The organism is Ensifer aridi (assembly GCF_002078505.1).
In the GTDB taxonomy this organism is placed as follows: Bacteria; Pseudomonadota; Alphaproteobacteria; order Rhizobiales; family Rhizobiaceae; genus Sinorhizobium; species Sinorhizobium aridi.
This window is the reverse complement of record NZ_LUAV01000002.1, coordinates 241,675-260,087: the sequence shown is the minus strand read 5'-3', so window position 1 is coordinate 260,087 and position 18,413 is coordinate 241,675. Positions and strand designations below refer to the sequence as shown.

20 protein-coding genes are annotated in these 18,413 nt (G+C 63.8%); 15 read left to right on the top strand and 5 right to left on the bottom strand.

The annotated features are described in order from the left end of the window. Positions 1 to 36: 36 nt before the first annotated feature. The 4 genes from AYK65_RS01580 (at position 37) to AYK65_RS01565 (ending at position 5,382) form a co-directional block, all read left to right on the top strand. The gene (locus tag AYK65_RS01580) at positions 37 to 1,818 is read left to right on the top strand and encodes a di-heme oxidoreductase family protein (RefSeq protein WP_244559943.1); all 1,782 of its coding nucleotides are present in this window, start codon (positions 37 to 39) and stop codon (positions 1,816 to 1,818) included. Then, the gene (locus tag AYK65_RS01575; RefSeq protein WP_046120029.1) at positions 1,818 to 2,945 is read left to right on the top strand and encodes an imelysin family protein; all 1,128 of its coding nucleotides are present in this window, start codon (positions 1,818 to 1,820) and stop codon (positions 2,943 to 2,945) included. Before AYK65_RS01580 ends, AYK65_RS01575 begins: the two co-directional genes overlap by 1 nt. Before the next feature lie 272 nt (positions 2,946 to 3,217). Continuing rightward, positions 3,218 to 4,207: a magnesium transporter CorA family protein gene (locus tag AYK65_RS01570; protein WP_046120106.1), complete on the top strand. Its 990-nt coding sequence runs from the start codon at positions 3,218 to 3,220 to the stop codon at positions 4,205 to 4,207. Between the two features lie 86 nt (positions 4,208 to 4,293). Next, positions 4,294 to 5,382 carry a DUF1513 domain-containing protein gene (locus AYK65_RS01565; protein WP_046120030.1) on the top strand — a complete coding sequence of 363 codons (1,089 nt, stop codon included), beginning with the start codon at positions 4,294 to 4,296 and terminating at the stop codon, positions 5,380 to 5,382. Positions 5,383 to 5,418: 36 nt separating this feature from the next. On the opposite strand, the gene AYK65_RS01560 is transcribed toward AYK65_RS01565, so the two are convergent. Continuing rightward, positions 5,419 to 5,973: a GNAT family N-acetyltransferase gene (locus AYK65_RS01560; RefSeq protein WP_026613550.1), complete on the bottom strand. Its 555-nt coding sequence runs from the start codon at positions 5,971 to 5,973 to the stop codon at positions 5,419 to 5,421. 242 nt (positions 5,974 to 6,215) lie between these two features. On the opposite strand from AYK65_RS01560, the gene AYK65_RS01555 reads away from it, so the two are divergent. The 4 genes from AYK65_RS01555 (at position 6,216) to AYK65_RS01540 (ending at position 9,913) form a co-directional block, all read left to right on the top strand. After that, complete coding sequence (locus AYK65_RS01555) at positions 6,216 to 6,602, top strand: PaaI family thioesterase (RefSeq protein ID WP_373414016.1); 387 nt, start codon at positions 6,216 to 6,218, stop codon at positions 6,600 to 6,602. Next, positions 6,599 to 7,237: a 5'-methylthioadenosine/S-adenosylhomocysteine nucleosidase gene (locus tag AYK65_RS01550; RefSeq protein WP_081157830.1), complete on the top strand. Its 639-nt coding sequence runs from the start codon at positions 6,599 to 6,601 to the stop codon at positions 7,235 to 7,237. The genes AYK65_RS01555 and AYK65_RS01550 overlap by 4 nt, the downstream gene beginning before the upstream one ends. 162 nt (positions 7,238 to 7,399) lie before the next feature. Beyond that, positions 7,400 to 8,962 (top strand): glutamine-hydrolyzing GMP synthase, encoded by a 1,563-nt coding sequence (guaA, locus tag AYK65_RS01545; protein ID WP_081157829.1) that lies wholly within the window; start codon positions 7,400 to 7,402, stop codon positions 8,960 to 8,962. Positions 8,963 to 9,025: 63 nt separating this feature from the next. Beyond that, positions 9,026 to 9,913, top strand: a complete 888-nt coding sequence (locus AYK65_RS01540; protein ID WP_081157828.1) for an arginase family protein — start codon at positions 9,026 to 9,028, stop codon at positions 9,911 to 9,913. A gap of 149 nt (positions 9,914 to 10,062) precedes the next feature. Here the strand turns inward: AYK65_RS01540 and AYK65_RS01535 are convergent, their stop codons facing one another. Both AYK65_RS01535 and AYK65_RS01530 read right to left on the bottom strand, forming a co-directional pair. Further along, a complete protein-coding gene (locus tag AYK65_RS01535) occupies positions 10,063 to 10,761 on the bottom strand; it encodes a GNAT family N-acetyltransferase (RefSeq protein WP_205625816.1) in 699 nt (232 codons plus the stop codon). Next, complete coding sequence (locus AYK65_RS01530; protein WP_081157827.1) at positions 10,754 to 11,248, bottom strand: MarR family winged helix-turn-helix transcriptional regulator; 495 nt, start codon at positions 11,246 to 11,248, stop codon at positions 10,754 to 10,756. Before AYK65_RS01530 ends, AYK65_RS01535 begins: the two co-directional genes overlap by 8 nt. Before the next feature lie 308 nt (positions 11,249 to 11,556). Between AYK65_RS01530 and AYK65_RS01525 the strand changes: the two genes are divergently transcribed. Both AYK65_RS01525 and AYK65_RS01520 read left to right on the top strand, forming a co-directional pair. Further along, positions 11,557 to 12,123 carry a 2'-5' RNA ligase family protein gene (locus tag AYK65_RS01525; RefSeq protein WP_139793103.1) on the top strand — a complete coding sequence of 189 codons (567 nt, stop codon included), beginning with the start codon at positions 11,557 to 11,559 and terminating at the stop codon, positions 12,121 to 12,123. Between the two features lie 103 nt (positions 12,124 to 12,226). Next, positions 12,227 to 13,288: a succinylglutamate desuccinylase/aspartoacylase family protein gene (locus AYK65_RS01520; RefSeq protein WP_081157826.1), complete on the top strand. Its 1,062-nt coding sequence runs from the start codon at positions 12,227 to 12,229 to the stop codon at positions 13,286 to 13,288. Between the two features lie 42 nt (positions 13,289 to 13,330). Here AYK65_RS01520 and AYK65_RS01515 read toward each other — a convergent pair whose 3' ends face one another. Then, complete coding sequence (locus AYK65_RS01515) at positions 13,331 to 13,801, bottom strand: Lrp/AsnC family transcriptional regulator (protein WP_046120036.1); 471 nt, start codon at positions 13,799 to 13,801, stop codon at positions 13,331 to 13,333. Positions 13,802 to 14,013: 212 nt separating this feature from the next. On the opposite strand from AYK65_RS01515, the gene tatA reads away from it, so the two are divergent. The 4 genes from tatA (at position 14,014) to ybaK (ending at position 16,765) form a co-directional block, all read left to right on the top strand. Then, positions 14,014 to 15,183, top strand: coding sequence for a tyrosine aminotransferase (gene tatA, locus AYK65_RS01510; protein WP_046120108.1), 1,170 nt, complete (start codon positions 14,014 to 14,016; stop codon positions 15,181 to 15,183). A 13-nt stretch (positions 15,184 to 15,196) separates the two neighbouring features. Beyond that, positions 15,197 to 15,850 carry a YitT family protein gene (locus AYK65_RS01505; RefSeq protein ID WP_046120037.1) on the top strand — a complete coding sequence of 218 codons (654 nt, stop codon included), beginning with the start codon at positions 15,197 to 15,199 and terminating at the stop codon, positions 15,848 to 15,850. An 87-nt stretch (positions 15,851 to 15,937) separates the two neighbouring features. After that, entirely contained in the window at positions 15,938 to 16,288 is a 351-nt protein-coding gene (locus AYK65_RS01500; RefSeq protein ID WP_046120038.1) for an ArsC family reductase, read from the top strand. Positions 16,289 to 16,291: 3 nt separating this feature from the next. Then, positions 16,292 to 16,765: a Cys-tRNA(Pro) deacylase gene (ybaK, locus tag AYK65_RS01495; RefSeq protein WP_026613561.1), complete on the top strand. Its 474-nt coding sequence runs from the start codon at positions 16,292 to 16,294 to the stop codon at positions 16,763 to 16,765. A 407-nt stretch (positions 16,766 to 17,172) separates the two neighbouring features. Here the strand turns inward: ybaK and AYK65_RS01485 are convergent, their stop codons facing one another. Then, entirely contained in the window at positions 17,173 to 17,637 is a 465-nt protein-coding gene (locus AYK65_RS01485) for a MarR family winged helix-turn-helix transcriptional regulator (RefSeq protein ID WP_026613562.1), read from the bottom strand. 82 nt (positions 17,638 to 17,719) lie between these two features. On the opposite strand from AYK65_RS01485, the gene AYK65_RS01480 reads away from it, so the two are divergent. After that, complete coding sequence (locus AYK65_RS01480; RefSeq protein ID WP_046120040.1) at positions 17,720 to 18,406, top strand: glutathione S-transferase family protein; 687 nt, start codon at positions 17,720 to 17,722, stop codon at positions 18,404 to 18,406. Positions 18,407 to 18,413: the final 7 nt, after the last annotated feature.

Genomic DNA, 18,413 nt, shown 5'->3' with positions numbered 1-18,413 from the left:
GGGCCGCGCCTTGAAAATTGCGGCCCGACCCCTCCGATGAACGTGACCGCCCGTCCCCTCGCGCTGCCGCTCGCCGCGTTTATCGGCCTCGCCTCCACGGTCGTGGCGATAGGCGAGGATGCCGGCCTTGCGGCCAGAGCGGAGGCCGATCAGCTTGCAACGGCGAAAATCCGGAAAGCGGGTGTTGATACCCCCCTCTGCCCTGCCGGGCATCTCCCCCACAAGGGGGGAGATCAGCCAGAAGCAAAGCCCTGCCCGATAGTGATCTCGCAAATGCCGAAGGCGAATTCAGGCGAGCAGCGTAATTGGTTCAGCGGAACATCGCGGGTTGCCGATCTTCCCCCTTGTGGGGGAGATGCCCGGCAGGGCAGAGGGGGGTGTGAACGTGACGACCTTTCCGAACAGGATCTCGAGCGCGTCCTGACGGTGACGCGACCGGCGACCAACTTCTCCAAAGCCGAACAGTTCGAGGCGCTCCCCGGCGGTGCTACCACGACGCTCGCGGCCCCCGACCGGAAGGCCTTTTCGCAGTTTTCTGCCAATCTCCCCTTCGAGGACGAGCAGAACTTCAAGCTCGGCAAGGCGCTCTTCGAGAAGCTCTGGGTTTCCTCCCCCTCCTCGACGCTAGCCTCCGACGGGCTGGGGCCACTCTACAACGCACGGGCTTGCGAGAGCTGTCATCCGCGCGACGGGCGGGGCCGCCCGCCGGAAGGCGCTACCGACGCGACCTCGATGTTCTACCGCCTTGCCCGCGCCCCGCGCGACGATGCCGAGCGCCGGGTGATCGCCTCATATGAGGCGCTCAATTTTTCCGATCCGGTTTATGGCGCGCAGCTTCAGGACAGCGCCGTGCCGGGGCTTGCCGCCGAAGGCCGCGTCAGGATCGCCTACACGGAAGAGCCGGTGACGCTCGCCGGTGGCGAGACGATTTCGCTCAGGAAACCGCAATATTCGGTCGGCGACCTCGGTTACGGCGCGATGGACCCGACGACGACACTGTCGCCGCGGGTCGCCTCACCTATGATCGGCATGGGCCTGATCGAAGCCATCCATGAGGCCGACATCTTGGCGCGCGCCGATCCGGACGACCGCGATGGTGACGGCATCAGCGGCCGGCCGGCACTGGTGCGCGAGCGCAAGACAGGCGGCGTTACGCTCGGCCGCTTCGGCTGGAAGGCGCAGAACCCCACCGTCCGCCAACAGACCGCCGACGCCTTTGCCATCGACCTCGGCCTTTCCACGCCCGACCTTGACCTGAGTCACGGCGATTGCACGGCCGCGCAGCAAGACTGTCTCAAGCTGCCGACCGGCGTACAACCGCGGCTCGGGGCCGTCGAAGCCCCCGCGCCGGTGCTCGATCTCGTGGCATTCTACTCCTCGAACCTCGCCGTCCCCGTCCGGCGTCGGGCGAGTTTCCCGGAGACCCTGAAGGGCAAGCGGCTTTTCTATGAAGCGGGCTGCGCCGCCTGCCACACGCCGAAATTCGTGACCCGCCGCGACGCGCCGCACAAGGAGCAGGCGTTCCAGCTCATCTGGCCCTATTCGGATTTCCTCCTGCACGACATGGGCGAAGGCCTCGCCGACGGCCAACAGGTCGGCGTTGCCACCGGGCGCGAATGGCGCACGCCGCCGCTCTGGGGGATCGGCTTGACAAGGACCGTCAGCGGCCACAGCTTCCTGCTCCATGACGGGCGCGCCCGCAATCTGGCCGAGGCCATCCTTTGGCACGGCGGCGAAGCTGAAAAGGCCCGCAACGCCTTCGCCGCGATGCTTAAGGACGACCGCAAAGCCCTGATCAGATTTCTGGAGTCCCTCTGATGCGCCTCGCTCTTCCGCTCGCTCTTGGCCTCCTGTTGTTTGTCGCCGTCGCTGCGCCGGCGCCGGCACAGGAGGGCGGCGCACTCTTGCCGCGCGTCGTCGACGAGGCGGCAGTGCCGGGTGTCATGGCGAAGGCGGTGGACGGTTTCATCCTGCCCGGCTACCGCAACCTCGCCGAGACGACGAAGGCGCTTTCGGAAGCGACGGCCGCACTTTGCAAGGCGCCGTCGGCCGCTAGCCTCGAAGCTGCGCGTTCGGCCTTCTCCGGCGTCGTCCAAAGCTGGTCTGCGATCGAGATCATCCGCCTCGGCCCCGCGCTCGAGCAGAACCGTTTCGAACGCTTCCTCTTCTATCCGGACCGCAAGAGCACCGGCCTTAAACAGGTGCAGGCCATTCTTGCCAAGGGCGACGAGAGCGCCACACAGGCGGAGACGCTGAAGGCGAAAAGCGTCGCGGTCCAGGGGCTCGGCGCGCTCGAATACGCGCTCTACGGCACCGGGGCGGAGACGCTCTCCGGCAAGCAGGGCGACTTTCGCTGCCGCTACGGCCTTGCGATATCGGAGAATCTCGACACGATCGCCGGCGAGCTGCTTGCCGAATGGGACAAGCCGGACGGCATTCAGGCTGCATGGAAGCAGCCGGGTCCCGGCAATCCGCTCTTCCGCGACAACAAGGAGGCCGCCACCGAATTGCTGGGCGTGCTCGTCCATGGCGTCGAAATGGTGAAGGATCAGCGGTTGCGCCCCTTCTACGCCGGAGCAGTCGATGGAAAGCGGGATCCGGGCCATCCGAGGCTTGCGATCTATTGGCGGTCGGTCAATACCATGCCCTCCGTCTCCACGAATTTCCGCGCCCTGCAGAAGCTCTTCGACACGGCGGGCATGGAAAGCCTGCTTCCGGCCGACAGCCGCTCGATTGCCGGGTCGATCAATTTCCTCTTCAAGGCGCTGATCAATGCTGCCGACCGGATCAACGGACCGATCGACGCGGCGCTCGCCGACGAAAGACAGCGCAGCACGCTCGACTTCATCGCGCTCAACACCGCCGACCTCACCGACCGGCTCAACCGCGACTTCGGCGGCGCGATTGGGCTCGGCGCCGGTTTTTCCTTCGCCGACGGAGACTGACGCGCTGCAGCGGGAGAAGGAAAGTATTTCCCGCCCGCATCCCGCTCCAAAATCAATCTAACGTGAAACGGCTGCGGGAGCCGGCGGTTGACAAGGCAGGCATTTGAGAGCAAAGCCCATTCCATGTCCGCTCGCGCGGGCATGTTTCAGCAACAAGGATCAACTGAAGATGAACCCCGACAGTCGAAGTCGAGCCTTCATGCTCACGACCGTGCGGACCTGATTGATCAGGGCTCCAGCGGTCGGATGACTCGGCCCCCATGGAGCCCAAAATGCTGCGCATCTACAAAAGCCAGAACAGCCGCCTCGTGCTCGTCGATCTCCTCGACGGCCTGGCGTCCCAGGAACCAATGATCTGGTTCGATCTCTTCAATCCCTCAAGCGAAGAAACGCGCCTTGTCGAGGATCGCCTCGGCATCGAGATCCCGACGCGCGACGAGATGCAGGAGATCGAGCTTTCCGACCGCCTGTATCAGGAGGACGGCGCCGAGTTCATGACGATGACGGCGACCGCCAAGCTCGACAGCGACTATCCGGTCAAGGTGCCCGTGACCTTCATCCTCAAGGGAACGACACTCGTCACGGTGCGCCACGCGGACCCCAAACCGTTCCAGATCTACGCAAACCGGATCCAGAAGCCGAACGGGGCGGTCTGCGAAACCGGCGAACTGGTGATGCTCGGTCTGCTCGAGGCGATGATCGACCGCACGGCCGATGCACTCGAGCGCGCAGGCAGCGACATCGACGCAATCTCGCGCGAGGTCTTCCGCAAGTCGAATGCGAGCGCGACGAAGAAGACGCGTGACCTGCAATCGCTGATCGAACAGATCGGCCAGAAGGGCGACCTGTTGACGGTCATCCGCGAAAGCCTCGTCAGCATCGGCAGGCTCGTCGCCTATCACGTCGCCATCGAGGGCAGCACTCCTCGCAAAGCGGCCAAGGAGAGCCGGCAGCGGGTCAAGCTGATCCAGCGCGACGCGGCCTCGCTCGGCGACCACGCCCTCTTCCTGTCGAACAAGATCAATTTCCTGCTCGACGCGACGCTCGGCCTCATCAATCTCGAGCAGAACCAGATCATCAAGATCTTCTCGGTCGCCGCCGTCGTGTTCCTGCCGCCGACGCTGGTCGCCTCGATCTACGGCATGAACTTCGAGGCGATGCCCGAGCTGCATTGGAAGCTCGGCTATCCTTTCGGGCTTGCGGCGATGGTGATTTCGGCGCTGTTGCCGTATCTCTATTTCAAGCGCCGAGGTTGGCTGTAGCCATGGCAAGACCCTCCTCGCAAGGGGAGGGTTGGGCGGGTCTTTGCCTATGCCTCGACTCCGCCGACGTCTGCCACGGAAAGCGCATGAACGCCAAAAACCTCATCGACCGACGCAGCTTCGTCAAAATGGCCGGCGCCGCCTGGGTGGCGGCGCTCGGATCCCGCGGCGCCTTCGCGCTCGAAAGGACCGACGCGGTCTTCGCCTCCGCGTTCATGGCGCCGGACGGCAGCTACGGCGTTGCGACGCTGACGGAGGAAGGCGAGATCGTCGATCGCACGCTCCTGCCGGCGCGCGCGCACGGCATGGCCTTTTCGCCGGTGAGCCACCGCGCGGTCGCCTTTGCCCGCCGGCCGGGCACCTATGCGATGATTTTCGCATGCGACGGCACCGCTAAGCCGGTCATCATCACTGCCGCCGAAGGCCGCCACTTCTTCGGCCACGGCTGCTTCTCCGCCGATGGCCGGCTGCTTTACGCCACGGAGAACGATTTTGCCGCCAACCGCGGCATGGTCGGTATCTATGATGGCGGCCAAGACTTTGCCCGCATCGGCGAATTCCCGACCTACGGCATCGGGCCGCACGACATGACGCTGAGTGCGGACGGGAGCACGCTCGCAATCGCTAATGGCGGCATCGAGACGCATCCCGACTTCGGCCGCGCCAAGCTCAATCTCGACCACATGGAGCCGAGCCTCACCCTCGTCGACACCGCGACGGGCGCGCTCATCGAGAAACACGCGCTGCCGCCGGACCTCAGGCAGCTTTCGACCCGCCACGTCGATATCGGGGCCGACGGCAGGATCTGGTTCGGCTGCCAGTACGAGGGCGCGCGCGACGACCTGCCGCCGCTCGTCGGTCATTTCGCCAAGGGCGAGGCGCTGGCCTTTGTCGCTCTGCCCGAACGCACAACGCTAGCGCTTGCCAACTATGTCGGCGCTATCGCCGTCAATCGCCACGAAGAGCTTGTCGGGCTCACCTCGCCGAAGGGCAATATCGCCGTCACGCTCGATGCCAGAACGGGACGGGTGCTGAAGGAGGAACGGATTGTGGAAGCGGCCGGTGTCGCAGCGGCGGAACACGGTTTTGCGGTTTCCTCCTATGACGGCTATTTCAAGCAGCACCGCAGCCCCGTCGCCTGGGACCAGCATATCGTGCGGCTTAGCGCGGGATAAGGCTACATGACGGAGGAGTTCACTCCGAAGGTCGAATCAGGCCGAGATATCCCCGAAGCCCGAGAGTGCCCCAAGGTCGTCCCAGCGATAGGCGACCTGATCCAGGCGTTCGCTGCCGACGCTCACTCGCCCCTGGCCGACGGCGCGCGCGCCCATGCGTTCGTAGAACACCCTGTTCGGATTGTCGGCCAATACCCAGGCAAAGAGCGACGACCCCCCCATCTCGCGGCAATGGCCGGCAACCGCACGCACGAGCGCCGAGCCGATGCCTGCACCATGGAACTCCGGCAGGAGGTAAAGCTCATAGAGCTCCCGGTCGAAGGCGGGCGGCATCCCCCTTGCCCGGCCGTAATTGGCAAAGCCGATCACGCGCTTTTCCGCCATGTCGACGGCGACCATGAGAAAAGTCCCTGGGAAACGCATACGCCGCGCATGCCCGATCGCCTGATCTTCGACGGTCATCGCGTCGAGATAGGCGTCGGAAATGATGCCGCGAAAGGTCGCTCGCCAGGTCCGCACCAGAACCGAAGCGATCATCATGAGATCGTCCGGTACCGCCAGGCGGATCTCTATGCGTCTGATGTTCTTCATTGATGATGATATATGGATGCGTCCTCGCTCGCGAAAGCCCGGAAGACATAGATTCCACCCGCCGCGATGAAGCGCTGGGGCGACCTCATGATTGCGCTTGTCCTCTTTCGCGACGCATGCAACTGTCGGCCCGTCGCGGGGCGATCGGCCCCGCCTTCGCAAGGATCCTTTGAGTGATAGAAGACAGCGAGCCGTACGATTTCCGCGCCCGCGTCCGGCAGAGCTTCAGCCGACAGGCCGCCATGCGCACGATCGGCGCGGAACTCACGCGCGTCGAACAGGGAACGGTCGAGATCGAGCTGCCGTTCGACATCAAGCTGACGCAGCAGCACGGCTTGCTCCATGCCGGCATCATCTCCGCCGCGCTCGATGCGGCCGGCACCTACGCGGCCTATTCAGTGATCGACTCCGACGCATCGCTGCTGACGATCGAGTTCAAGGTGAACCTCTTGTCGCCTGGGCGCGGCGAGCGCTTCCTCTTCCGCGGTGAAGTGACGAAACCCGGGACGACGATCATCGTTTCGGATGGTCGCGCCTATGCGGTGAGATCCGACGGCCCGGCCAAACTCATCGCCTCGATGACTGGAACGATGATGGTGGTGCGCGGACGCGAAGGGATCGAGGGATGAGTTTCGAACTGAAATCGGTGGCGGGCAAGAAGATCCTCTATGTCATGGCGGTCGACCCGGAATACGGACCGTGCCTGCGCGCCCGCATCACACCCCTGATGACCGGCGTCGGACCTGTCGAAGCCGCGGTGGGTCTCACGAGGGTCCTTGCCGAACTCCGCGCCGGTGCCAGCCTGCCGGATCTCGTCGTCTCGCTCGGCTCCGCCGGCTCCGCGACGCTAGAGCAGACGGAGGTCTATCAGGCCACCTCCGTCGGATATCGCGACATGGACGCGTCGCCGCTCGGCTTCGAGAAGGGTGCGACACCCTTCCTCGACCTGCCCGCCGTCGTAAAGCTGCCCTTGCGCATCCCGGGCGTCAAGGAAGCGCGGCTTTCGACCGGGGCCAACATCGTCTCCGGAAAAGCCTACGATGCGATCGATGCCGACATGGTCGAGATGGAGACCTTCGCGGTTTTGCGCGCCTGCCAGGCCTTCGGCGTGCCGCTCATCGGGCTGCGCGGCATCTCCGACGGCAAGGCGGAGCTGAGGCATGTCGACGACTGGACGGCATATCTGCACGTCATCGACGAAAAGCTCGCCGCCGTAATCGACCGGCTGGAAGAAGCGCTCGAAAACGGCGAGATCCGGCTCTGACGCTTCTGCCGCAAGCCAATTGCTGCAGCGACCTTCGCGCGTCCGATAAGACGCGGCGCTGTAGGAGCAGGCGCTAAATTGTCGGGATGCAATGTTATCGTTGCGCCAAGAGCGGGCTTTCATTAAAGGCTCGCCATGATCAAGCTTGCTTGAAGGCCCGCTATGACCCAGACAGCCCACCCCGACACCGTCCTCATCGTCGATTTCGGCAGCCAGGTGACGCAGCTCATCGCCCGGCGCGTGCGCGAAGCCGGCGTCTATTGCGAGATCGTGCCGTTCCAGTCAGCCGAGGAAGGCTTCAAGCGGCTCAACCCGAAGGCGGTGATCCTGTCCGGCAGCCCCGCCTCGACGCTTGATATCGGTTCGCCCCGCGCCCCCTCGGTCATCTTCGAAAGCGGCCTGCCGGTCTTCGGCATCTGCTACGGCCAGCAGACCATGTGCGCCCAGCTCGGCGGCAAGGTCGAGAGCGGCCATCACCGCGAATTCGGCCGGGCCTTCCTGGAAGTCGAGAAGGAATGTGAGCTTTTCGAAGGTGTCTGGTCGCTCGGCTCGCGCCATCAGGTCTGGATGTCGCATGGCGACCGCGTGACGGCGCTGCCTCAGGGCTTCGAAGTGGTCGCTACCTCACCGAACGCCCCCTTTGCCTTCATCGCCGACGAGAAGCGCAAATATTACGCGGTGCAGTTCCACCCGGAAGTGGTCCACACGCCGGACGGCGCCAAGCTGATCGCCAATTTCGTGCACAAGATCGCCGGCATCAAAGGCGACTGGACGATGTCGGCCTATCGCGCCAAGGCGGTCGAGGCGATCCGCGAGCAGGTCGGAGACAAGAAGGTGATCTGCGCGCTTTCGGGCGGCGTCGATTCCTCCGTCGCGGCCCTCCTTATCCATGAGGCGGTCGGCGACCAACTCACCTGCATCCTGGTCGACCACGGGCTGATGCGCAAGAACGAGGCGGCGAACGTCGTCGCCATGTTCCATGAGCATTACAACCTCAACCTGCTGCACATCGACGCCTCCGACCGGTTCATCGGCGAGCTCGAGGGCGTCAGCGATCCCGAAACCAAGCGCAAGATCATCGGACGTCTCTTCATCGAGGTCTTCGAGGAAGAGGCGAAGAAGCTCGGCGGCGCCGATTTCCTCGCGCAGGGCACGCTCTACCCGGACGTCATCGAAAGCGTCTCCTTCACCGGCGGCCCGTCGGTGACGATCAAGTCGCACCACAATGTCGGCGGCCTGCCGGAGCGCATGAACATGCAGCTCGTCGAGCCGCTGCGCGAACTCTTCAAGGACGAGGTGCGCGTGCTCGGCCGCGAGCTCGGCCTGCCCGAGAGCTTCATCGGCCGCCATCCCTTCCCCGGCCCGGGCCTTGCGATCCGCTGCCCCGGCAGCATTACCCGCGAGAAGCTCGAAATCCTCCGGGAGGCGGACGCGATCTATCTCGACGAGATCCGCAAGGCGGGGCTCTACGACGCCATCTGGCAGGCCTTCGCCGTGCTTCTGCCGGTGCAGACGGTCGGCGTCATGGGCGACGGGCGCACCTATGAATATGTCTGCGCGCTGCGAGCCGTCACCTCGGTCGACGGCATGACCGCCGACTTCTACCATTACGACATGGAATTCCTGGGCCGCACGGCGACCCGCATCATCAACGAGGTCCGCGGCATCAACCGCGTCGTCTACGACGTCACCTCGAAGCCGCCAGGCACCATCGAGTGGGAATGAGCGCATAGCTGAGGAACCTTCCGGCGTTGTATCGGTTCGAGCCCGCATCAGCCGGAGGTTGCAATGCCAAAGCGCCGCTATGCCATCCTTGAAGCCCCTTCAGCACTTGGTCTGTCGACCGACGGCGTGGAGGGCTTGCCCGCTCGGCTCCTGGAGCTCGGTCTCGCGGAGCGGATCGGGGCGCGTCACGCCGGGCGACTCGCCGTTCCGCCGAAGGATGCAACACCTGACCCGGAAACTCTGATCCTGAACGCCAAAACGATCGCGGCATGGTCGCCGAGGCTCGCCGACGCCGTCGAGGCGATACTGGATGCCGGCGAGTTTCCGGTCGTCTTGGGCGGCGATTGCACGATCCTGCTGGGCCCGATGCTCGCCTTGCGGCGGCGCGGGCGCTATGGCCTGTTCTTCATCGACGGCCATGCCGACTTTTTCCAGCCGGAGGCGGAGCCTAACGGCGAAGGCGCGTCCATGGATCTGGCTCTCGTGACCGGCTACGGGCCGGCACTGCTGACCGATCTCGAGGGCCGCGGGCCTTTGGTTCGGCCGGAGGATGCCGTTGCCTTCGCCTTTCGCGACCACGAGGACCAGGCTGAATTCGGCAGCCAACCCTTACCGCCGGAGCTCCGCGCCTATGATCTCCATTACATCCGCCGCCACGGCATCGACAGGGCGGCTAGTGCCGCGCTCGACCATCTGACGCGGCCTGGCTTGGATGGCTTCTTCATTCACCTCGACGCCGATTGTCTCGACGACGCCGTCATGCCGGCGGTCGATTTCCGCGTTCCGGACGGACTCTCCTGGGATGAGCTGATGACGGCGCTCGAAATCATTCTGACGAGTGAAAGAGCGGTCGGCCTCGAAGTCACCATCTACAATCCGAGCCTCGACGAGGACGGCAGCGCCGGACGCGGCCTGGTCGAGGTGCTGGCGGGAGCCCGCGCGGCCGTTTAGCGCGGGATGAGGAAAAGTGTGCGCGGTTTTCCGCCCGCATCCCGCGCTGACTTCTTAGAATCGATCACGTTCATCATTTTAGGTCGGCCCAACTTAAAATCATCGTGATCTAGCGGATACGCGGCGGCGTCAATCCGGTCGCCTCGACCTCACGCCTGCGGTCCGCCCGTGCAGCGGGCGAGCACAGTTACGACCATCGGCGAACGGAGAACAAACCCCAACGCCCTATAGAGATTGATCGCCGGCGTATTGGTCGCATAGGCGTGCAGGAACGGCGTTTCCCCGCGTTTCAAGATCTCGCCTGCGACGACCCGAGAAAGCATCGCCGCATAGCCGCGACCACGGAAATCCGGATGAGTGCAGACGCCGCTCACTTCCGTATAGCCGTTCAGTTTCATCCGCTCGCCGGCCATGGCGACGAGCCGTCCATTGGCCTTGATGCCCCAGAACGCGCCGAGCCGGTGGGTGTTGGCGAAGAAGGGGCCGGGCTGTGTCAGCGTCGCAAGCTCCAGCATTGCTGGTGCGTCCGCCTCGGCCAGGCGTTCGACAGGAGCCATCGGCTCGGAAGGCGCGACTCCTTCCGCGACCATCTGGACGCCCATCGCAATCTTGTCGACCCGCGTACCCGGCGGGACCGGGCTTTCTCCGGGCTGAAGCAGGATGACGCTGCCGTCAGGCGGCACGAGATCGCCCAAAGCGCGCAAAGCCTCCTCCGAGTCGTCGCGCGCTGCCGCGAAAATCCCGACATCCGGCAAAAAGCGCTTCGCGCTTCCGCCGCCCACCGCAAATGCCGCCTGCCTCGATAGAAGAGCATGCCATACGGGACGATCGAGAGTATGTTCAGCCACCACCACGCTCCTTGTGCCGGAGGGCGCGCCTGTCGAGCGACATTTGCCCCAAGCGGTCCTCCATCGCGTTCAACTGGTCGAGCAGGGAGCCCGAGAGATCGCCGCAGAGCTCGACGACTGCCGCCTCGACGTGGCGCCAGACTTCCCCTTTCGATGTTTCGACCGCGCGTCGGCCCGCCTCGGTGAGCGCCACTGTCTTCTGCCTCCGGTCCTCATCGCCCCGCTCGATTTCGAGAAGCCCCATCTCTACCAGACGCAGGACGCTGCGCGTGACGCCCGGCTGGCTCACGCCGAGCGCGCCGACCAGACCACCCACAGTGAGAGGCCCATTGCGGTCGAGAGCCGCGAGCAGCGGATACTGACCCGCCTGAACGTCGAGGCCGACCCGTTCGCTCAAGCGGTTGACATCGGCTTGGAGCCGCTCGCTGATCCGCTTCAATCGGCTGCCGAGGCAGAGATAACCCAGTTCACGAACCACGTCTTCCATCAAACCACCCCGATTGTAATAGCACGTTATATAACGTGTAATGCGATCGAGGCAATGCCACGGTTTTTGGCACCACCCGCTATCTTGGCCGCCTCTGCCGTTTTCGCGAGTATCCCGGCAGGGCGGTTACGCGCCAGCGACTAACCCGGATCGCGCGTGTGGCCGGTGGCCGGCTAGCAGCGGATGTGCTGCTCCATGCGGCATACTCTCCTGCGACTTTCTTGAAGAGCACACCTTGGTGCGCCCTTGCTGCTTTCCCATCTTCTTCATTTAGAGCGGCTGGACGTGCCAGGAACCAGGAGCATCGCATGGCGTCGTACCAGCTTTCCTTGAACTTAGGATCTCCTGCACCACGTGCCGTTGACGTATACTATTTCGCTGTTCTCCCGGAGGAAGAAGCCGCCGTGGAGGCGCTGGAACTGGCGCGCGTGGATCAGCAGAAATATGGGCTTTCCGGAAAGATCTACGACCGTCACCGGCTGCATGTGTCCCTCGCCAAGATCCGCGAGGGCCGCGGGCTTTCGGAAGCAGTCGGCACATATGCTGCAGACCTCGGTTCACGCGTGAAGGCCGCCGCGTTTCAAGTGCGGTTCGATCGTCTCATCAGCGTCGGCCACGGTAACCGACATCCCCGGGTATTGACCTGCAACGGCGTCGTCACTGGTCTCAATGCGTTGGTCCGACAGATCACGGGGCTGCCGCATCTCTCGGCTGAAACAATCCCGCATATGACCCTTTATTACGGCGATCGCGAAGCGCCGCGCGTCGATCTGCCCAGGCCGATCGCATGGACGGTTCACGACTTTGCACTTGTCCACACGCGCAGAGGGTGCGGGGTATTCGCGATCATCAATCGGTGGTCGCTTTCGCTCTAACGGCCAGAAAGGTTCGGCCGATGCCGGTCGCAAGCGCTTGGCCCTTGCGAAGAGGCAGCCGAAAACCGATAAGCGATCCCAAAGAAGCAATGCGGGGAAGGCCGTGGACATTTCCGAAATCATCATCGCCGGCGACACGCCGGGCATCGAATGGCGGCTGCCGGTCTTCCGGTTCAAGGGAACGAGCGCGGAGGCGCCCCGGACTTATATCCAGGCGGCACTTCACGCCAACGAGCTCCCCGGCACGGCGCTTCTCCATTTCCTCCTCGAGAAGCTCCGCCGGGCGGACCAGGACGGCGCCATCCTCGGCGACATCACCATCGTCCCGCAGGCCAACCCCATCGGCTCGGCACAATCGCATTTCGGCGAGTTGCAGGGCCGCTTCGATCTCGGCTCGCGCACCAATTTCAATCGCGATTTTCCGCTGATCACCTTAGGCGAGCGCGCCGGCCTCCTTGAGGACCTCGATCGGCATTCGGCGGTCGATCGCCTGAAGCGGCACCTCCTCTACATGGCGCTTGGCGCCGAGCTGGCGCTCGACCTCCATTGTGACGACGAGGGGCTGCAATATGCCTATATCGACGAGGCTTTCTGGCCGGAGGCGGCGGACCTCGCGGCCGCGCTCGACATGAAGGCCGTATTCCTCTCCGACGGAGAAAGCTCGGCTTTCGAGGAGGCGGTTGGCTATGCATGGAAGCACGAGAGCGAAGGCGAGCGGAGGACTGCGCTGCCCGGCCGCCTGTCGGTGACCGTGGAATTGCGCGGCACGCGCGACGTCTATCCGGAACTGGCGGGCAAGGATGCTGAGGGCCTCTTCCGGTTCCTTGTCGGCCGCGGCGTCGTTGCGGGCGCCCGCTCCGAGCTTCCGGCCTTTACCGGTCGGGCCGTACCGCTCGACAATATCGAGATGGTCCGCGCGCCTGAGGCGGGCGCGATCCTGTTCCACCGCGACATCGGCGACAGCGTCGAGGCGGGAGACCTGCTGGCGACGATCGTCGCCAGACCGGGCATGGCGGACGGCACAGTCAAGGTAAGAGCGCCGCAGGATGGGCTGATCGTCACCCGCGTCTCCAGCCGTTTCGCCCGCCGCCAGGCGGACCTGATGAAGATCGCCTGCGCCGAGCCGTCGCGAGCCGCGCGCAAGCCGGGCGCGCTGGAGGCGTAATGCTTTCAATAGGCCCTTATCCGGCGTGCCGTTGGCGGTGACCTACGGCGCCGCTCCGCCCTGCATTTTCGGGCTGTCGAGAAGGATGGTCGAGCGGAGCGTCTTGATTTCGGCGATCTGCTCGAACTCGCTCCAGAGCAGGCGCTTGTAATCCGCGACGTCGCGGACGGCGATCTTCAGCAGGAAATCGAAGTCGCCGGCGACCGTGTGGCACTCAACGACTTCCGGCATGCGCGAGACGAGCTCGATGAAGCGCTGCCCCACCTTGCTGGCGGTGCGCTCCAGCGTCACTTCTACGAAGGCTTGGAAGCCGATCCCCAGCGCCTTCGGATCGACGGCGACCGTCTGGCGGATCACGCCGGCCGAATAGAGGCGAGAGAGTCGCCGCGACAGAGGCGCGGGCGACAGGCCCACCCTTTCCGCCAGTTCGTTGTTGCTCCTCGACGCGTCCTCGATCAGCAGCCTTATGATCCGCCGGTCGATCGCGTCCAGTTCCGTGCGTCCGCGTTCCATAGGAACTCTCGATGATATCAGCAAACATGTTTCGACTTACGGGAAAATAGCGCAAAAACATTCAATTCAATACCGGCATTCCGGCAAATATGCCATCGAATTTGCGCTTGGATCGTTTTACAGAGAAGGCAAGTGAGCCGCTGATGCGGCTTGCCATTCCGCCGGCAGGAAACGACTATCTTTCGATCTTCAGCTCCAAAGGGAATTCCAGCATGTTCGACGCCCTCACCCGCCAACCCGACGATCCGTTGCTGGCCCTGATCGGCCTGTTTCAAAAGGACGAACGCCCCGGCAAGGTGGACCTCGGCGTCGGCGTCTACCGCGACGAAACCGGGCGCACGCCGATCTTTCGGGCCGTCAAGGCAGCGGAAAAGCGGCTCCTGGAAACGCAGGACAGCAAGGCCTATGTCGGTCCCGAGGGCGACCTCGTCTTCCTCGACCATCTCTGGAGCCTGGTTGCCGGCGATACGGTCGAGCGGAGCCATGTTGCGGGCGTGCAGACGCCCGGCGGGTCCGGTGCGCTGCGGCTCGCGGCAGACCTCATCGCCCGCATGGGCGGCCGGGGCATCTGGCTCGGGCTGCCGAGCTGGCCGAATCACGCGCCGATCTTCAAGGCGGCCGGACTCAATATCGCGACCTACGACTTCTTCGATATTCCGTCGCAGTCGGTAACCTTCGACAATGTCGTCACTGCTCTGGAAGGTGCAGCACCGGGTGATGCGGTGCTCCTGCATGCGAGCTGCCATAATCCGACCGGCGGCGTGCTCACCGAAGCGCAATGGATGGAGATCGCGCAGCTTGCGGTGCAGCGAAGCCTGCTGCCGCTCGTCGACCTCGCCTATCAGGGCTTCGGCCGCGGTCTCGATCAGGACGTCGCCGGCCTCAGACATCTCATCGGCGTCGTGCCGGAGGCGCTCGTCGCCGTCTCCTGCTCCAAATCCTTCGGCCTTTATCGCGAGCGCACTGGCGCGATCTTCGCGCTCACCACTTCGGCCTCTTCGGCGGATACCGTCCGTTCCAATCTCGCGGGCCTCGCCCGCACCAGCTATTCCATGCCGCCTGACCATGGCGCCGCCGTCGTGCGCACCATCCTTGCCGACCCGGAGCTGAGGCGCGATTGGGCGGAAGAGCTGGAGGCGATGCGGCTGCGCATGACCGGCATCCGCCACACGCTTGCGGAAGGGCTTCGGACTCGTTGGCAGAGCCTCGGGGCAATCGCCGATCAGGAGGGCATGTTCTCCATGCTGCCGCTCACCGAGGCGGAGGTGATGCGGCTCAGGACCGAACATGGCATCTACATGCCGGGTTCCGGCCGCATCAATATCGCCGGGCTGAAGACGGCGGAAGTCGCCGACGTCGTCGCCAAGTTCACCAGCCTCTGAGGTTTGCCGGCCCATGACCAGGATCGCGAGCACGAAGGCCGATCAGGAGAGGAGCGCCAGCGCCGCGACGCTGGAGCGGCACAGGCTCTACGAGGACGCACTCGCCATCCTCACCGGCACACTGGTCATGGCGCTCGGCGTTGTCATCTACGGCAAGGCCATGCTCATCACCGGCAGCACGGCGGGCCTTGCTCTCCTCTTGCAATATGCGACCGGCGCCGGCTTCTGGCTCGTCTTCTTGCTCGTCAACCTGCCTTTCTATTTTCTGGCAATGAAGCGCCTCGGCTGGCCCTTTGCATTGCGCACCTTTCTTGCCGTCAGTCTCGTTTCGCTCTTCTCCCGCCTGACGGCCGGATGGGTGGAGTTTGCGCGGATCGATCCGCTCTATGCGGCGATCGTAGGCGGCGCGCTGATGGGAATGGGACTGCTCATTCTTTTCCGGCATCGCACCGGTCTCGGCGGCATCAATATCCTGGCGATCTACCTGCAGGAGAAATACGGCATCCGTGCCGGCTATTTCCAGCTTGCCGTCGATCTCGCGATTCTCGCCACGGCCTCCTTCGTGCTGCCGCCGACAAACCTCTTGCTTTCGGTCGTCGGCGCCGTCGTCGTCAACATGACGCTTGCGATCAATCACAAGCCCGGCCGCTACGCCGGCGTAACCTGAGGATCCGCCTTCCGGGCTTTTCTCCGGAACGGCGTCCGGCTATGTCTGCCTCCGCATTTTCGCGAGCTGACGGGAAGACGATTCGGCATGACGGTCACGATCTACGGCATCAAGAACTGCGACACGATGAAGAAGGCGCGCGGCTGGCTCGACAGCCGTGGCGCCGCCTATAATTTTCATGATTACAAGGCTGAAGGCATCGACCGCGCGCGGCTGGAGCGCTGGTGCGCCGAACTCGGCTGGGAAACGCTGCTCAATCGCTCCGGCATGACCTTCCGCAACCTGGCCGAAGCGGAGAAGCAGGATCTGACCGAGGAGAAGGCGATAGCGCTGATGCTCAAGCAGCCATCGATGATCAAGCGGCCGGTGCTGGAGAGAGAAGGCAGGCTGCTCGTCGGGTTCATGCCGGAGCTCTACGAAGCCGAATTCGAGGCGTAGGCGATGTCGAAGACCACCCGGGCGACGCAGGCGCTGGCGAAGGCCGGCGTCTCCTTCACCGTCCACAGCTACGATTACGATCCCGGGGCGGAACGCGTCGGCCTACAGGCGGCGGAGGCACTCGGCGAAAACCCGTCCCGCGTGCTGAAGACGCTGATGGCGGAGGTGGACGGCAAGCCGGTCTGCTGCATCGTTCCCTCCGACCGGGAAGTCAGCATGAAGAAGCTCGCCGCCGCCTTCGGCGGCAAGTCGGCGAGCATGATGAAGCCGGCCGACGCCGAGCGGTTGACCGGCTATCACGTCGGCGGCATCAGCCCCTTCGGCCAGAGGAAGCTCGTTCCGACTGCAATCGAAGAGGCAGCGCTCGACGAACCGCTGGTCTACATCAATGGCGGGCAACGCGGCCTGCAGGTGCGGCTCGCGCCGAAGGACGCGCAAGCCGCGCTGAAGGCGATTGCCGCACCCTTGATCGCGTAGCGCCCGCAACGTCCGCCTGCCGACCTTCAGCCGTTAAGCGTCGAATGGTCCCACAGAGGCGCCAGTCGGCCTCGCGCGTCCTCTACAGCCTGACCGTAGTTATCTCTGAACGGAGTTACCAACTGACGCTCAAGCTCAGCAAGAAGGCCATGGAGGACGGCACATTCTGCGGTGCTTTCGAAGCATGCGCTGTTTGGCGTGTGAGTGACCGTCGCGTCGCACCAGCGAGACAGCAGCTCGAAAAGAACGACAGCTTCGTCGGAACTGAGCCGAATAACGGCAGTATCGTCGGAATCGGAGGAATTAGACATAGCAGAACCCTAACTGAAGAATGGCCGCTTCCATCATTGCCAGCAGAGGTTTAACCCGCGCTTGTTGGACGGGCGATATTCTCTCGTATTTGCGAGCTACATCGCATCTCCGCTAAGCCGCGAAAGCAGCGCCGCAAGCTCGCTTGCCTCGGCTTCGCTGAGCTTTGCGCCGATATGGCGCGCGATTGACGGCGCGTAAGCCCCCCACATGCGCTCCCGCATCGCGCGGCCCGCCTCGGTGACAACCACCCAGCAGCCGCGAGCGTCCTCGTCGAATACCTCGCGACGCACGAGGCCCTCCTTTTCCAGCCGATCGATCAAACGCGATAGATTATATTGCGCAAGCAGCGTCCGCGCCTCGATCTCGAAGGGGCGCAACCGGCCGTCCTCGGCCTTCACCAGTTCCCAGAGCACGTCGTACCAGATAAGCGGCGGCAGTCCCGCGGCCTTGAAATCCTTCTCGATGGCCGCAAGCGTGCGTTGCTGTGCCCGCATCAAGCCAATCCATGCTCGCGTCGCGGCCGCCGTCGGCTCGATGTCTTTCGTCATTCGGTCACTCATATATGCAATTACATCTATCTTGACGGATTTGGCAAGTCAATATATATGCAATTGCATCTACATTGAACAACGGAGATACCCCATGACTGCGGCACTGACCCTGATCAGCCATCATCTCTGCCCTTACGTCCAGCGCGCCGCGATCGCGCTTCATGAAAAGGGCGTGGCTTTCGAACGTGTCTATATCGACCTCGCCGACAAACCCGACTGGTTCTTGAATATCTCGCCGCTTGGCAAGGTGCCGCTCTTGCGTATTCCGCAAGACCAGGGCGAAGCCATCCTTTTCGAAAGCAGCGTCATTTGTGAATATCTCGAGGAAACGCAGTCGGGACCGAAGCTGCACCCGGCCGATCCGCTGACCCGGGCGCGCCATCGCGGCTGGATGGAATTCGGCTCCTCGATTCTCGCCGATCTTTGGGTCTACGAAACGACGCAGGATCCGGAGATGCTCGAAAGCAAGCGCAACGTGCTCGAGGCGAAGTTCGCGACAGTCGAGGCAGAACTCGGCGACGGCCCGTTTTTTGCGGGTTCCGGCTTCAGCCTGGTCGACGCCGTCTTCGCCCCGATCTTCCGCTATTTCGACGTGTTCGACGCGATCTCGGACAGCGGCATATTCGACGGCAGCCCACGTGTCGCTGCCTGGCGCAAGGCGCTTGCCAAACGGCCGAGCGTGAGAGCCGCGGTCACCGAAGATTATCCTCAGCGGCTGATGGCGTTCCTCAAGAAGCACGACGCGGCTCTGCTCAAGGTGGAAAGGGCGGCGGCCTGAAGAGCCT